Origin of the sequence: Pedobacter psychrodurus, from assembly GCF_004331735.1 — a bacterium.
In the GTDB taxonomy this organism is placed as follows: domain Bacteria; phylum Bacteroidota; class Bacteroidia; order Sphingobacteriales; family Sphingobacteriaceae; genus Pedobacter; species Pedobacter psychrodurus.
This window is the reverse complement of sequence record NZ_SJSO01000004.1, coordinates 387,621-402,896: the sequence shown is the minus strand read 5'-3', so window position 1 is coordinate 402,896 and position 15,276 is coordinate 387,621. Positions and strand designations below refer to the sequence as shown.

The following is a 15,276-nucleotide window of genomic DNA, read 5'->3' as shown; positions in this document are numbered from 1 at the left end:
ACTCAGTACATCCAAAGACAGAATAGTTGCTTTTAAAAGACTGGCAATTTGGTATAATCAGGTAGAAGCCGCTGGATTCAAGTCGTTTAACACCATTTCAAGAACGATACAGAACAACTATGAAACCATATTAAACTACTTTACAAATAGGAGTACCAATGCTTCTGCTGAATCTTTCAATGCTAAAATAAAAGCATTCAGGGCACAGTTTAGGGGAGTAAGAAGTGTAAAGTTCTTCTTATTCAGATTAGCTAAGATTTATGCCTAGTATTAATCCCCAACTTTTTTGCTTGATCCGTGATTCGGTGAGTAAGGCAAAACGGTTAAAATTGACTCACCGAATGGTATATAAACATCTATTGAACAGGTTGTTATAAACTGAACATCTTGTGTATTTTAAGAAGCAAAGCTATGTTTGTTTAACTAAAATCGAGAGATTATGAAGACCAATTTTAGCCTACTTTTCTATCTGAAAAAGCAAAAGAACTATGTGAGTGGAAATGTGCCGATCTACATGAGGATTACCGTAGAAGGAAATCGTGCAGAGATTGCAACTAATCGTCACTGCGATCCCAAACGATGGAATGCCAAGGGCGGCAGAGCCATAGGCTCAAAAGAAGAGATCAAGGTGTTGAATATCCATCTTGACCAGTTGCAGAATGCAGTTTATTATGCCCATCAACGTGTTTTCGATATGGGGTTGCCGATTACTGCCGATGCCATCAAATCAAGTTATCTGGGTACGCTTACTAATTCACATACCCTATTGGAAGCGGTTGCCGACCATAATTTAAAGATGGAACAGCTTGTCGGTAAAGATTTCGATCGTGGCACATTGAACCGCTATAAAGTTTTGGAAATACACCTTAAGGTTTTTATTCCTTTGAAATATGGTGTAGCCGATATGAACATTAGAACTATCGACCAGGCATTTCTGAACGGATTTGACCATTATTTGAGATCTGACAAGAGCTGTGCGAACAATTATGTGGTAAAAAACATCAAAAACCTCGGGAAAATCCTTCGCATCTGTATGGAGAATGAATGGATAGACAAATCGCCATTTACGGCGTATAAAGGCAAAACGAAGAATGTTGACCGCTTTTGTCTGAACAAGGAGGAATTGACTCATATCGCAGCAAAAGAGTTTTTATCGGAGAGATTGAAGCAGGTAAGAGACGTTTTTATTTTCTGCTGTTTTACTGGTTTGGCTTATGTCGATGTCTTCAAACTGAAACAGGAGAATATCAGAAAGGGAATTGATGGCGACCGATGGATTTTTACCAATAGGCAGAAAACCAAAACAAGGTCATCAGTTCCGCTACTTTCAACAGCTGTTGAGATTGTCGATAGATATTCCACCAACAAAGTTTGTCTCAATAAAGGCTTGCTTCTTCCAGTTCCTAGCAACCAAAAGATGAACGAATACCTGAAGGAGATTGCCGACCTGTGCGGAATTGAGAAAAAACTCACCTCGCATATTGCCCGCCATACCTTTGCCACTACCGTTACGCTATTGAATGGTGTACCGATAGAAAGCGTATCGAAGATGCTCGGCCATACCAATGTCAGGACTACCCAGATGTATGCAAAGGTCTTGGATATCAAGGTAAGTGCAGATATGGCCCTTCTAAAGGATAAATATAACTAGATAAAAAACTAATAACTGACAAATATTTGAAAATATTAGGCATTAATTCCTGTTTTGATTAGATTTGTAGGATGTTAAAGGAATTGAACAAAAGAGTGATCGTGGTGCATTGGAAAAGATTCGCCAGTACAGATATCGATGTATTTTCAAGTCTGAAGGGATTTTGCGACAGCTACCCATCCTATAACTATCATACATTGAACAATTATCTTTCAAAAAGGAAGATTCCGTTCGAAAACGATGAAATCAAAATTGAAAGACAGCCACTGATACAAAAGGTAAGAAGACCAGACCTTCCAAAGGTATTGTTCTGGGATTTTGATTTTGATAAACTGGATTGGAGCAGGAGTTACAAAACCGTTATCGAACGGGTGCTGGATAAAGGCAATACAATGGATTGGGAAGAGATGATCAGGTTTTATGGTAGAGAAAACGTAATTCGAGCTCTCAGACAAGATATCACCTATCTTTCTGATATGACCATGGAGGCCGTTTGCAAATATTTTCAGTTGAGCAAAGAAAAACTCAGATGTTACAAAAAGAAACAGTTACACCAGGGACACTGGATCTAATCCAGACGCTGATGCAAGACCATCAGCTCAACTCTTTTTACCTTGTTACCTCAATCCTTTCGTTACTGTTTAAGTCAATTTCTGGATATTTGCTTAATACTATTCTTTCGAAATTTGGATTCTCAAATTTAATCTCGTCCTTATGTCCTAAAATGTTAAACGTAAAAAGTATTATCAAAATTTCTATTCTCATTTTTTTCTGTTTACGGTTATGGTCGGAATAATTAACTTCATTAATTCACAAATAAAAGGCATGCTACTTTGTTTTCCATTAGTGTGAAAGCAAGGATATTTTAATTCGGCGAAACATAAATATAATCCACTATAAACTTAACAACCGATTTACTCGCTTCCACTTCGGGTCAAAATCTATTTCGTAGGTAAAAGATACCAATCTGTTTTCTGCCAGACTAACCTTTCTTAAAAATTGCTCGATAGGTTCATTCTCTTCCGAATAACATTCGATTTCCATTCCTCTATCTGATACCAGCCTAGAAACCAAGTGGCAAATGCATATCCTCTTCAATTCATCTGAAAAGAAATCCTCAATTGTGCCCATATCCAAGTCGGGATTATTCTCGGCAACTTTATCAGTGAGATCAATACTTAATCCGATATGATAAGGGCAAAATTCTTTGAACTCGTACTTTCTACATGATTTATCAACCCAGCCAGTGCCTAGCTTGCCATTTTGCATGGTTAGCTTTAAGAGGGTAAAAGAATGTTTCGGATATATCTGATCCGAATATTTTACTATCTCCCAATCAACTACAGGAGTTTTTTTTGCAAATAACTTGTTTAAAAAGTTCAACTTGTTTAGGGGTTTATCATTAGTTAGTTACTGTGTTTACTGCTTTTTCTCCTTTAATCTGCCTGTAAAGCAGTAGAACTATCCAATCAAGTTCGTCTTGTTCACATGCATATTCGCTAATCTGTCCGTAAACTGCATATGGCGAAATATTAAACCCATCTTCGATATCATTATAAAAAATTACTGTATTTCCGAAAACAGCAACAACCCAAAATCCTCCGCCCTCGTTTCCATATTCTTTTTCCTGCCATTTCTGGGGTGGAATTTTAATCAACTTCCAAAAGTTCAATGGCTCACCATCGAGTTTTGATTCTCCCCTTGAGATCCATCCTTCTAATTCGGTTAATGAAATCGGTGTCCACATGCTAAAAGTCGTAAACTGTTACTTCAATATTTTTTTCAGCCAAAGCCGATTTGATCAATGGCTCGATTTTATCCCATGTACCGCCAGCCAGACCACATCCAATCCTAGGCATATGCACCGTTGCACCATTTTCAGATGCAAACTGGGCAACTTTTTCTAGACCCTTGGATATCGCCTCGTACCGAATTGGTGCATTTCCCATTTCGTCTTTGTTTATTTTATGTTGGCCAATCAGGTTGGTAACCCAAAGGTCGTCTTCAACTTTCACGAACTGGACTTCGCCAAGGGAGAAACCAGTCTTTGATTTGAACCACTCCCGATATCTCTTTTCTGGTTCTTTCCAACGTTTTGAGATTGCCATCACAAAACCTTTTCCCCACCCGCCGATATCATTGCAGACGTGTACAATTATTTGAATTCGGCCCAAGGATTTAACGTGATGTTTCCAGTTAACGGTGGTTGGAATCCCAGATCCATCAAGTGTCGGGCAAAACGATTGGCACACCAAATATTTCTATTGATACGACTAGTCCATAATGCATTGATATCTTTATAAGGGATAAAAGCATTACGGCTTTTTTGCATTTGGTAGATGTAAACCCATTCAAAATCTGTATCATCATCAGTTATTCCCCCATCCGGCAAAGCAGGTCTGTAGCTTTCTATGGCACCAGGCACTTCAAAATACTTAAATTCATGTGGCATCCCGTTTATGTTACCTATGATCTGTCCCAATAAACCACCACGAATTTTGTCAACCATTATTTCAGCAGCAATCGAAATAGCTTTTCTGTCGCCTTTAACCTGGGCATAAGCACCATAAGGTGCACCACACAAAAAAAAAGCTGCAAAAAGTATAATATTGATTTTATTTTTCATGGCACCTATTTTGTTATGTCTTGTAAAAGCTCTCCAGATTGACATGGGGATTTTTTACTGCTTTTTTAACCATGTACTCACTTCACCACCTGTTTGGCTGGCATCAGCATAAGGAACCAAAATAATATTCTCGGTTTTGCCACCCGCTTCTGCTTTAACCTGATAAGCTTGAGTACCTATCCATTTAGCTGGCAATACGCATGGTGCATTATTTAATTGAACAGAATTTGGCTGAACGGTAAACACCTCTGGTAAAGTTGGATTTAATTTTTTATCAAAAACTAGCACCTGCGGCCCACGTTGAAAAGCAATTGAACCAGGATAACTTATGCCACCATCTAACACTTTGACCGGCAAGGTAAAACTCACATTTATCCTATCGCCTTTGTTCCAAAAGCGATTTAAAGAAACAGTCTCATTAGTCGTTACTGTTTGTTCCTTACCATTAACCGCGATTTTAAAGTCGCCAGCCCAATATGGCTTGCGAAGCAACACTTCAAACTTTGAATTGACAGCCGGATTTACGTTAATGGTAACGTCTCCATTTTCTGGAAAAGAGGTTTGAGTGGTAAATTCAACGAGATTTTTTCCGTTAACAAAAGATTTATACACACCTGGCTGGTAGAAAAGAATAGATGGGCTTCCGTTGATTTTTCCATTGGTAAACAGCGGAATCATGGCAATGCCACGAGGCACGCTGGACATGCAGCAAGTGATGTTACAGCCATAGGGTTTAGCACCCATTAAAGGTGTATAATAACTTACACAGCCAGTTTGCGGATTCTCTGCCCCAATCAAATGGTTATAAACGGCACGTTCCAATTCGTTAACATATTCCATTTTACCAAATATGCTAAGTAACTGAAAATTTAACTGGACCCAAGTAGTAGTGACACAACCCTCCCCCATATTATCATTTTTACTAGCGGGCAATAAATGATCGTCCTGGAAATGCTCGAAAGAACTGGTTGTACCAGTAATGTACAAACGTTTTGTCGTTATATCATTCCAAGCGGTTAGCACAGGCTTTAGTATTTTTTCATCTCCTGTCACACGATATAACTTGACTAGACCCACCAGGTTCGACATCATTTCATAAGCCTTTGCATTAGCGGTTTTATCAACACGACCTAAAGAATCAAGTGTTGAGAGTATTTTTGGCCCATTTTTTTGGTCATAGCTTTGCGTAATGTAATAGCAAAAATCCAGGTATTCCTTCTTGCCAGAGAAGCGGTATAGATCAGTCATTGGATCTATCACACTTGTTGCCGCCATGCCAACATGTGCCCCGGATTTTATGATGTCCAGTTGCCCGGCTTTATTCCCAAATCTTTTATAGAGTAAATCGCCTATTTTTTTTGATGCAGTTAAGGCAGGTAGATAACCCGTTAATTCATAATAGCTTAAAAGGCCAACCAAATCATATTTATGAGACCAAACATCCCAGCTTGTCCACTGGCTTTCATTGTCATAAGTCCCCAGATAACCATCTGTTAACTGCGCTGCAATAAGTTGTTGAGCAGTACGATCTAACTGAGTTTTTAATAGAGGATCTTTTGTATTCTGATAGGTATTGCATGCAGTTTCTAAAAACTTGCCTACATGTTCTCCAATCCATGGATGCACACCTGGTTTATTGATAAAACCCGCAAGTAACCCGGCTTCATCAACTTTATATAAACGTTGGTCTTTATTTGCCTTTAGCTTTTCGCCCAACCAACCCTGAATTGTTTGTTGGCCGAGTAACGCTGGATTAAATGTTTCTTTTGCTTTGTAGGCAACCACAGGGATTGCAGGTTTATAGCTAATGTCCATGAAACCATATTCGTCATTCCAATGCGCTTTATAGCCATATGTAGGGATTGAAAGCGTGTACTGAACCTTAAGAAATGATGAAGGCGATTTGTAGGGAAATGAATAGGTATTATCGCCAGCTTTTATAGTTATGTTCTTTACAACGCTTTTCAATTTCCTTTGATCTAGATCGTAAAAATCTGCCGTCATTGTTCCATTTACAGTTCTTTCGGCTTTGTTTTTTAGCGTACCGATGTAAACCACTTCTTTACCATTTACCTTATGCTTATTGGTTGCTCCAGTGGCCTTTGCAGCCATGATAAATACCTGTTGAGGTTTTGCAGCAGTGATAATGGGTGATGCCTCTACTGAAGAACTACCTCCCCAATGACTGATACTTACCGCTATCGTATTCTCCTGATCCCATGATATATCCTTCTCATTGATTACATAAGCCCTTTTGATATCACCAGAATTGGTTTCTCCCATGAATTTCCCATTTAGGTAAAATTTATCTTCTTGCTTGATTCGCCCAAGGTATAATACCAAGACCCCTGTTTTTTTAAGTTCATTTTTTAAAGAGGAAGGAATAACAACTTTCTTTCGTATCCAGACAACATTGCTGCTTTTAGGTAATTCTTGATCCCACTTTAATTTATCGCTCGCCTTGGTCTTCCAATCCGAGTCATTAAAGCCAGGTTCTGCACTCGATTTATCATTTGTAAAAGAATAACGCCATGGTCCCGTTAATGGCAACTGTGCGAATGCCATGCTTGTAGTGAAAGCAAAAAGAAAAAGTAATTTATATTTTATGTTCATGATAGATTTAGTGATTAAAATTAAACGCCCGATAATATTAAAAGAGAAAGGCCAACAATAAAAAACAGAAACATGGCGCTGACAAGTATATTTGTCCCCTTAGGAGCATTTTTAAATTCTTTCCATACAAATACGCCCCATAAAGCGGCAATCAAAGTTGCACCCTGCCCCAATCCGTAAGAAATAGCAGGACCAGCCTTCCCTGCAGCGATTAGGTTAAGTGAGTTGCCCAGCCCCCATATCAACCCACCAAGAATACCTGTTAAATGGGTCTTAAAATTCCCGTTAAAATAAGCCTTGTAACTAGTTGGTTCGCCAACGAATGGTTTTTTAATGAGTATGGTATTGAATACGAAGTTGCTTAAAAATATACCAATGGAAAATATGAATACCGCGGTGTATGGCGTCATCTTCCCTACGGCAGGGTAAACGAAATTGTCCAGATCCATAGCGCTGGCAATAAACTTATAAAAGAAAGACATTAATACCCCTGCAATTAATGCCAGGAATATCCCCTTGCCTGAAACCTTTTGATTAGTTGCACTTTTCTTTCTATAGGCAGCAGCATTTAGCAAAATGGCAACCATGACCAGTGCCACGCCCACAAACAGTAAAACTGGGTTGCTGTTTTGTGCAGCAGAGTAATTAATAATAACACCAAGTACAAGTGCCAGCCCAATTGCTATTGGAAATGCTACAGACATACCTGCAATTGCTATAGAGGCAGAAAATAATATGTTTGCTGCATTGAAGATTATCCCTCCCAAAAGTGCGCTAAATATACTTGAAGAATTAGCTTGGTTTATATCTACAAGAAACCCTCTACCCTGGTCGCCAAAGCTACCTATGGTAAACGCAGACACGATTGAAAATAGTAAGATCCCAATAACATAATCCCAATAAAATAGCTCGAAACGCCAGGTCTTTGCAGCGAGCTTTTGCGTGTTAGCCCAGGAACCCCAGCATAACATTGTAATAAAACAAAATAGAATGGCAGTGGCATAAGATTGTATGATAAACATCTGTTGGTTGGTTGACTAGGTGAAAATTAATTGATTGATTGATGGGTAGCCGAATTTATTTCATTACGGTAGGGAGCAGACGATTGTGCACCTAAGCGAGTAACGGCAATTCCAGAAGCCTTACATGCAAAAACCGTAGCTTCTTCAATGCTCTTCCCTTCTGCAATAGCTACTGTTAATGCTCCATTAAATACATCTCCAGCAGCAGTCGTATCTAAGGCAATAACCTTTTCTGCAGCAATATGTGTAAATAGTAAATTACTATATACAAGTGCTCCGGCCTTACCTAGCGTAATTATTATATCTTTTACACCTTTATCTCGTAAAATTTTTGCAGCAATTTTTGCACTCTCTAGGTCAATAACTTTTGTACCTGTTAAAAGTTCTGCCTCATGCTGATTGGGTGTTATGATACTGATATGTTTGTAAAGCGAATCTGGCAATTTACAAGCTGGAGCTGGATTCAGTACAACTATATTTCCATTAAAGTAAGCAATTTCAGCAACGTAAGCAACGGTTTCTAGCGGGATTTCTAATTGCATGAGCACAATTTCAGCGTTCTTTATAACCGCATCAGTTTGTTGAAGATCGGCAACGCTTAATGATGCATTTGCACCAGAGGCAACCACGATGCAATTCTCGGCATTTTTATCAACTGTAATCAATGCAACCCCAGAAGGATTTTTAGAATCTGACAATAGATGTGAAACATCTATTCCCTCATCTTCAAAAAGTTGAACAGACTGTTTACCGAAAATATCGTTTCCTGTTTTACAAATAAAGGTTACCGAACCACCAAGCCTAGCTGCTGCGACTGCCTGATTAGCGCCTTTCCCCCCGGGATTCATCAAAAACGTTCCGCCTAAAATGGTTTCTCCTGGACTCGGTAGGTGATCTGCCTTAATTACCATGTCTGTATTAGAACTTCCTACAACTAGGATAGATGGTTTCATAGTAGAATTTATATTTGGTTTTAAATCAATTATAAAAATAATGAATAAAGCTAATTAATCTGCACACAATTAAGCATCAAAAAATAATTCCAAAAATTAATAATTAACTAATCAACCACCAAAAAATATTAATTTTACAATTAGGAACAAGAAAATACCATTACAAAAAATATAATTCCAAAATATAATGAGTAACATCATTTCCCTAGCCACCCTGATTAGCTCACTTTCAAAAAGTGAAAGACGATACCTTAAATTGTACGGCACCTTACATGAGGGGAAAAAGGATTACCTACAGCTACTTGAAGTGTTTTTGGCTGAAAAAGATATTGATCAAGTTAAGAAACGTTTTTCTTCCTATTGCCCAAATGCCTCATTCAATACGACAAGCTCGTATTTGTTCAAAGTTATTTTGGATGCCATCATCCATTTACAACGCGATAAACAAATGCTTTTTAAATTAACTTCTGAAATACTGACCATAATGGTGTTGTTTGAGCGAGGTTTGTATGTTGAGGCTTTTAAAAAAATCCAAAAAGTACAGTTGGAGGCGAAAAAGAATGAGTTTTATTCCATTCAAATTTGGGCTTCAATTATAGAGCTTACATTTATCAGCAACTTAGGCTTTCACACTGTCAATGAAAAGGAGCTTGTTCAAAAGCAAATGAAGGTGCAGACCTTATTAAAACATACCCAACAAATCTTTCAGCACGCTTCATTATACCACTTGGCTCATCATAGATTATTATATAAGGGTAATGTAAGAACCGAGAGACAAAAGGAAGAACTAAATGATTTGTTGGTTTCAGAGCTTTCACTTATCTCGAAACCGATTTCTACCACCTTCGAGGGGAAAAAAAATCATTTCTTGTTTCAGGCCTATTTTTTAATGAGCATTGGCGACTATAAAGCGGCATTTAAAACTTTTGCAGAGTTAATATTACTTTTTGAGGCCGATGATAATATAAAGGAATCCTCGGTAATGGATTACCTAACTACCATAGAAGGTGTTTTAAATAGCTTGCATAGCATTAGGCAATTTGACGCAATGCAGTTTTTCTTGGATAAATTAAATACCCTACACCATATTTCAGATTTCCAATCGCTAAACCGTAACCGAATAGTCTATATATACAAAACGGTAAGGCTATTGAATACGGGTAATATCGAGGAGGCAGAACGACTCAGCCTATCGCTAGATGAGAAGTTATTTAATAAAATTGATCTGCTTAACCCTGGAAAACAAGCCGAAGTTTACCTCTATACCTCATTAATTCACCTCATGAAGGAGAATATTGACCTGGCCCATGCCAATTTGAATAAAATCCTCTTGGGAGGCAGTATTTTTTATAGTTTACCGGTTTACCGAACTTCCCGATTGATTAATCTGCTTATCCATTACGAACTTGGAAACCATGACTACATCCAATATGAAATCAGATCCATAAAGAGAACCTTAAAAGACAATGACAAGAAAGCCTATCTCCTAGAAAAAATCATCTTCAACTTTCTATTAATGCAAATGTCGCCAAAATCCATTAAAGAGCGCATTGTCATCTGGGATGCGATCGAGAAAAAATTCGATGAAATAGCAGAACATAAGTATGAACTCCAGGTCCTGAATATCTTTGACTTTGCCGCATGGATTGAAGCTAAAATATTCAAGAAGAGGCTATCTCACCTATTTAATGAAAAGACAGCTAATTCATCTTAAATATGCCAAACCAGAAAGATTCAATATTGTTGTTACTTACTTGGGCCACAAACAATATCTTCTTGTCCGCTCATTTTAAGGGTTAGCTTTTCCCAGTGAAGTGGCAAATTAGCTTTTTTTTGGTAAAGACCATTCTCGCCTATCTTCATTCCGGCAAAACCAAAAATGATGGTTTGTAACATGCCGCCATATCCAGTACAAAACACCGTAGCACTTTTACCTGGCTTCTCTGATATCAAACCAAATGGAGCCTTTCGGTTTGGCTGATAGGCCTTTCGGAAAAGTTGATATGCTTTATCAACTTGCCCTAAACGAGCGTAAGAAGTGGCTAGTACACTATAGCTCATGGAAGGTCCATTTGGATCTATCTTTGGTTCATAATATTGTAAATCTTTTAATATTTGACTTTTATCTGTGATAAAATCAAGTGGAAATGCCAATAAATTAACATCTGCTTGTTTAATCCGCTGTCCGGTATATTGCGCATTTTGTAAAGTATGCCCGTCTTTATGTTTTAAGACCACTATTTTGTTAAAAACTTCTTGCCATTGGGGGTTTATTGACTCATTTAACAATTTTGCACTTTTTACTGCAGCATCTAAAACCACTTTTACCACACCATTGGTAAATGCATCATCGTCTACATCTTCGAAGTATTCATCTGGGCCAACCACATTTTTAATATGATAATTGCCATTTTCATCTTTACCCACTCTAGAAACCCAGAACTCTGCTATATCCTTGATCAACGGGAAACCTTTTTGTTTAAGCCACAATTTGTCTTTAGTAACTTTATAGTAATTCCATGCGGCTATCGCTATATCAGCAGTTACATGATGCTCATTCATATCCAATTTATAAGAAATTGGCGTACATTCATTCCCTTCCAAGTCTGATTCCCATGGATACATAGCTCCTTGATATCCAAATTGTGCAGCTCGTTTTTTTGCTTGGGCTAGGGTGTTAAATCGAAAATCAACCATAGATGCGGCGAAAGTTGGTTGCATGACCAGTAATGGCGGATACATCCAAAGTTCGGCATCCCAAAAAATATGTCCACCCCATCCAGTTTCTGCTAAACCAGTGGGTGGGATACTTAACTCAAAACCTTTAGCGATAGAAGAGTATAAAGAATAAAGGGCAAGTCTGGTATCAATTTGTGCTTCATCGTCGCCTTCAATCTCTATATCGCTCTCCCATAATTTTGCCCAAGCAGCCTTATGGTTTTCTAGTAAATGTTTGTAGCCCAAATTATAATCTCTACTGCAAATGCGTACAACATCATTATATGGATCGCTGGTAAATTTTGAGTGCGTAAATGCACTGAGCATACAAAACGAGTATTTCTCACCCTTTTTTAGTTTCACCGTAAATGCCAACTGTTGGCTTAGGTTATTTAATTTTGTGTAGTTAAGCTGAGGCACATGTCCATTAAAAAAAAATGTATTAGCACCAGAAACACAATCGTTACCCGTTTCTGTAGGGAAAGCCGCCGACATCACCGGAATTTTTTCTTTTATAGTTGTACTTAAACTATACATCCCATAATTAAGGTTGGCCTTATAAATACCTTGATTTTTACTGCGATCGGGTATGGTAATTGCATTTTGTACAGTAAATTCAATGTCTTCTAACGCTTCAAACTCATAAATCATCATCGCTGCCATTGGTATATTACGTAAAGCTAGCATTTGGGTCTTTACGCCTATCTGGGTTCCATAGGTGTAAGATGTTTCTAATACGGCCTCTTTTAGTTTCATGGTTTGTTTCCAGTTTTTAACTTTAGCGCCAAACTCCAGTTCTTTTTTATCGTTGAAAACAATCTTGATATTAACAGGGTTATAATTGTTAATCAGCCTTACATAATCTCCAAGGTTAGACCGATCATATAACCCATTAACAATCACACGTTCTGCGCTTAAGCCACTTTTTTGACTTCTTAAGCCCACAATACCATTACCTAAATAGGCGGGTGTATAATTAGCCGTATCTATAGCATTAATTGTCCATAGATCTTTTTTAATTTGCTGTGAAATAGCATTATTTGCTAACAAAGCTAGCATAACAACTAACCGCATTACTTTGAAAAATAATAACCTATTAATATGTGATTGGAATTGTATGAACATAGTGCTTATTTATATAAAAATTATGAGCCAAATGTGTATTGTGATTATAGAGACGATTGCCTAATTCATTCAAATTAATTTATTTTCAAACCCTTTCATTTGCTACTTATTGAAGAACTTGCTGTTTATGATGTTTAGGTTTTAAAAAGTTAATTTCTTTTAATTTATTTCTTCAAGGTATTTTTTACGACCAAAAAAGACTCTTTTTGCTTGTTGTCTACAAACTTTTTTGCTGCCACAGCCTTCATCTTAGCAGCCTTGAGATTTTTAGCAAACTTTAACACCGTTGGCACAAAACGACGAACTTCATCTTCATCATCAAAATCAAATAACCATTCTCCAAGGCCAATATCACGCCACATAATTCCTTTGCTGCTCTGCTCCTGCCATCTTACCACAATGGCAGGTATACCCTGGGCTATACACATGATTGGACTGTGCATTTCTGATCCGAAGAACCCTGAAGATCGCTTATAAATACTCACTGCTTCATCTGTAAGCCAAGCTGTATTTCGCCAAACTACCTTTTTTTTAACATCAGTTGGAAGCTTATCTAAAAGCCAATCTTTTCCAATCTGCATTTCTGTTTCATCTTCATGGGTAATCAGCACCTTTAAATCAGTTTTGCGGATTACTGCAATAATTGCTTCGATCAATGGTTGGTGATCGTGCAGTTTCATATCTTCATTACGCTGATTTTTTATAGGATCAATTGGTCTGTTTTTATGAGGGTGCAACCAAACGGGGGTATGTCTTTGTTTTGGAATGCAACACAAGAATTGACCATCTTTTAAGTTATTCTCTTTTAAGAATGCTATTGCCCGCTGGTCGTCGGTAACATCAATAGCAAAAACAGCATCAGGTGTAAAATCCATAACTGGAGCCTTAACCCCAGCTACTCTTGCTTTTTCAAGTGAAACAGAATCTCTAAAATATACAAAAGAGGCTTTATTCAAAATATTGGTTTCTGGTGTTCCATACAAACCATAGGTAACTCCATATACCCCAAAAGGCTTGCCTGTAAATTTATTGAATATTTCTAGATCAGCCCAAGCAATAGTTGCGGGACCCGAGTTATGTATCATTAAATCGCTGGTAGAAATTGCTTGTTGTAACTCAACGGTGGTCGATTTTCCATCTTTATTAAGTTTCCCCCTAACCAATTTCATTTTCGGGAAACGCTTTTTTAACATTTCTACTTCGTTATCGGGAAGATAATCATAAAAGGGCCAGAAAGTAACTGTTGCTGAAGGAATATACTTTTCAATCAGAGCCATTAATGCTGGAGTATGTGCTATGTCACCAATATTTTCTGTTTGCCACCCAGAACGTACAATAATATGGGGTTTTGGTCCAAGAGTTTTAAAAAATCCAGACATTCCATTTACCTTTGTGGCTATGAAGGTACCAGTTAAGCAAAGAGCAGTGTTCTTTATAAATTTTCTGCGATTATTCATTTTTTAATTTTTAATATCAGATTATGGCTCTAGATTTTCCTAAATTCAATTGCTTAATTTAAATATAACGACTAGGCACAATTATTATACTTCAATCGATAGATAGTTGGCGTTAATTTCTTGATATCCTTAAACTGACGATTAAAATAAGTAATATTTTGGTAACCGCATGAATATCCAATCTCACTAATACTAAGCTTGGTGTCTAACAATTTTTTACAGGCAAAACCAACCCTAATTATATTTAGGATATCCGAAAAAGTTTTGGAGGTGGCTTTCTTAAAATATCTACAGAATGAGGCAGTATTCATATTTGAAAAATCTGCAATTTCCTTCAAATTGATATCTCTTTGATGGTTCTCCATTAAATAATTGTATATATTTGAAAGCCTATCATCGCCTGGTTGATATGATTTAGTGTAAGTTTCTGAAGCTAAAACTTTAAAGTCGCTTTCGGCCAGCTCGCATATAATAGAAAGTAGCTCAATTACTCTTAACCAATTACTTTTACCAGAAAGCTGCATTATTTTATTACCCATTTTAGCAGCTGTTTCATTGCTAAAAACAACACCGCGTTGGGCTAAAAGAAGCAGGTTTTTAACTTTCTTCATCTCAGGCATTTCATAAAATTCTTTTCCAAAAAAACTTTGGTCAAAGTGTACTTTAACCTCCCTTGTATCGGAAATTGAATTCGATAAATTGTTACTTTGCCAGCAATGAGGAAGATTTGGTCCAACTAAAACTAAGTCATGACAAAAAAATGAGCTCACGTTATCTCCTACGAAACGGGTACCTTCATCTCCAATGGTAAAAACTAGTTCGTACTGAGGATGAGTATGGAGTTTTTCATTAGACGTTTTTATTTCATCGTAATTTGTGAAAAGAGAAGTGCTAAGTTGGGGTCTATTTTGCATCAAACTTGTTTCCATATGCTGTTTGTTAGGTTATTAGCTAAAAACATTTACTCAGACTACAATTATTTAAAGGAATTAGTGGCTCTTCCTTATTAAAGAAATTACTTGTCTTGGAGAAATATTTGGTTATTGAGTTTAGTGTTATTTTATATTACAAATGAATATGTTTTAAACCATATTGGCTTGCTGAAATCCTT

The 15,276-nt window shown here is 37.3% G+C and carries 14 protein-coding genes; 4 read left to right on the top strand and 10 right to left on the bottom strand.

Annotated elements, in window-relative coordinates:
• From EZ456_RS06810 to EZ456_RS06800, 3 genes are all read left to right on the top strand, one after another.
• On the top strand, window positions 1–268 hold a 268-nt coding region (locus tag EZ456_RS06810; RefSeq protein ID WP_165501264.1), incomplete at its 5' end, for a transposase.
• Between the two features lie 171 nt (window positions 269–439).
• Window positions 440–1,651 carry a site-specific integrase gene (locus EZ456_RS06805; RefSeq protein WP_131528561.1) on the top strand — a complete coding sequence of 404 codons (1,212 nt, stop codon included), beginning with the start codon at window positions 440–442 and terminating at the stop codon, window positions 1,649–1,651.
• 71 nt (window positions 1,652–1,722) lie between these two features.
• The gene (locus EZ456_RS06800) at window positions 1,723–2,223 is read left to right on the top strand and encodes a DUF6922 domain-containing protein (protein WP_131528559.1); all 501 of its coding nucleotides are present in this window, start codon (window positions 1,723–1,725) and stop codon (window positions 2,221–2,223) included.
• 322 nt (window positions 2,224–2,545) lie between these two features.
• Here EZ456_RS06800 and EZ456_RS06795 read toward each other — a convergent pair whose 3' ends face one another.
• The 7 genes from EZ456_RS06795 to rbsK all read right to left on the bottom strand — a co-directional run bounded on the left by EZ456_RS06795 (window position 2,546) and on the right by rbsK (window position 8,865).
• Entirely contained in the window at window positions 2,546–3,034 is a 489-nt protein-coding gene (locus EZ456_RS06795) for a DUF695 domain-containing protein (RefSeq protein WP_131528557.1), read from the bottom strand.
• Window positions 3,035–3,053: 19 nt separating this feature from the next.
• Window positions 3,054–3,398: a hypothetical protein gene (locus tag EZ456_RS06790; protein WP_131528555.1), complete on the bottom strand. Its 345-nt coding sequence runs from the start codon at window positions 3,396–3,398 to the stop codon at window positions 3,054–3,056.
• Between the two features lies 1 nt (window position 3,399).
• Window positions 3,400–3,759 carry a macro domain-containing protein gene (locus tag EZ456_RS06785; protein WP_131528553.1) on the bottom strand — a complete coding sequence of 120 codons (360 nt, stop codon included), beginning with the start codon at window positions 3,757–3,759 and terminating at the stop codon, window positions 3,400–3,402.
• Between the two features lie 47 nt (window positions 3,760–3,806).
• Window positions 3,807–4,277 (bottom strand): hypothetical protein, encoded by a 471-nt coding sequence (locus tag EZ456_RS06780; protein WP_131528551.1) that lies wholly within the window; start codon window positions 4,275–4,277, stop codon window positions 3,807–3,809.
• A gap of 54 nt (window positions 4,278–4,331) precedes the next feature.
• Window positions 4,332–6,890 carry a beta-L-arabinofuranosidase domain-containing protein gene (locus tag EZ456_RS06775; protein ID WP_131528549.1) on the bottom strand — a complete coding sequence of 853 codons (2,559 nt, stop codon included), beginning with the start codon at window positions 6,888–6,890 and terminating at the stop codon, window positions 4,332–4,334.
• 20 nt (window positions 6,891–6,910) lie between these two features.
• A complete protein-coding gene (locus EZ456_RS06770; protein ID WP_225876491.1) occupies window positions 6,911–7,861 on the bottom strand; it encodes a GRP family sugar transporter in 951 nt (316 codons plus the stop codon).
• A gap of 77 nt (window positions 7,862–7,938) precedes the next feature.
• Window positions 7,939–8,865: a ribokinase gene (gene rbsK, locus EZ456_RS06765; RefSeq protein WP_131528546.1), complete on the bottom strand. Its 927-nt coding sequence runs from the start codon at window positions 8,863–8,865 to the stop codon at window positions 7,939–7,941.
• Window positions 8,866–9,052: 187 nt separating this feature from the next.
• Between rbsK and EZ456_RS06760 the strand changes: the two genes are divergently transcribed.
• Window positions 9,053–10,579, top strand: a complete 1,527-nt coding sequence (locus EZ456_RS06760; protein WP_131528544.1) for a hypothetical protein — start codon at window positions 9,053–9,055, stop codon at window positions 10,577–10,579.
• Window positions 10,580–10,611: 32 nt separating this feature from the next.
• Here the strand turns inward: EZ456_RS06760 and EZ456_RS06755 are convergent, their stop codons facing one another.
• The 3 genes from EZ456_RS06755 to EZ456_RS06745 form a co-directional block, all read right to left on the bottom strand.
• Window positions 10,612–12,708, bottom strand: a complete 2,097-nt coding sequence (locus EZ456_RS06755; RefSeq protein ID WP_131528542.1) for a glycosyl hydrolase family 95 catalytic domain-containing protein — start codon at window positions 12,706–12,708, stop codon at window positions 10,612–10,614.
• A gap of 164 nt (window positions 12,709–12,872) precedes the next feature.
• Complete coding sequence (locus EZ456_RS06750; RefSeq protein WP_131528540.1) at window positions 12,873–14,165, bottom strand: polysaccharide pyruvyl transferase family protein; 1,293 nt, start codon at window positions 14,163–14,165, stop codon at window positions 12,873–12,875.
• Between the two features lie 71 nt (window positions 14,166–14,236).
• The gene (locus EZ456_RS06745; protein ID WP_131528538.1) at window positions 14,237–15,094 is read right to left on the bottom strand and encodes an AraC family transcriptional regulator; all 858 of its coding nucleotides are present in this window, start codon (window positions 15,092–15,094) and stop codon (window positions 14,237–14,239) included.
• Between the last annotated feature and the right edge of the window lie 182 nt (window positions 15,095–15,276).

Excerpts from the sequence above, each read along its gene's own strand:
- EZ456_RS06805 (WP_131528561.1), top strand. The coding sequence starts at position 440 with ATGAAGACCAATTTTAGCCTACTTTTCTATCTGAAAAAGCAAAAGAAC.
- EZ456_RS06800 (WP_131528559.1), top strand. The coding sequence starts at position 1,723 with ATGTTAAAGGAATTGAACAAAAGAGTGATCGTGGTGCATTGGAAAAGA.
- EZ456_RS06790 (WP_131528555.1), bottom strand. The coding sequence starts at position 3,398 with ATGTGGACACCGATTTCATTAACCGAATTAGAAGGATGGATCTCAAGG.
- EZ456_RS06785 (WP_131528553.1), bottom strand. The coding sequence starts at position 3,759 with ATGGCAATCTCAAAACGTTGGAAAGAACCAGAAAAGAGATATCGGGAG.
- EZ456_RS06780 (WP_131528551.1), bottom strand. The coding sequence starts at position 4,277 with ATGAAAAATAAAATCAATATTATACTTTTTGCAGCTTTTTTTTTGTGT.
- EZ456_RS06775 (WP_131528549.1), bottom strand. The coding sequence starts at position 6,890 with ATGAACATAAAATATAAATTACTTTTTCTTTTTGCTTTCACTACAAGC.
- EZ456_RS06770 (WP_225876491.1), bottom strand. The coding sequence starts at position 7,861 with ATGTTATGCTGGGGTTCCTGGGCTAACACGCAAAAGCTCGCTGCAAAG.
- rbsK (WP_131528546.1), bottom strand. The coding sequence starts at position 8,865 with ATGAAACCATCTATCCTAGTTGTAGGAAGTTCTAATACAGACATGGTA.
- EZ456_RS06760 (WP_131528544.1), top strand. The coding sequence starts at position 9,053 with ATGAGTAACATCATTTCCCTAGCCACCCTGATTAGCTCACTTTCAAAA.
- EZ456_RS06755 (WP_131528542.1), bottom strand. The coding sequence starts at position 12,708 with ATGTTCATACAATTCCAATCACATATTAATAGGTTATTATTTTTCAAA.
- EZ456_RS06750 (WP_131528540.1), bottom strand. The coding sequence starts at position 14,165 with ATGAATAATCGCAGAAAATTTATAAAGAACACTGCTCTTTGCTTAACT.
- EZ456_RS06745 (WP_131528538.1), bottom strand. The coding sequence starts at position 15,094 with ATGGAAACAAGTTTGATGCAAAATAGACCCCAACTTAGCACTTCTCTT.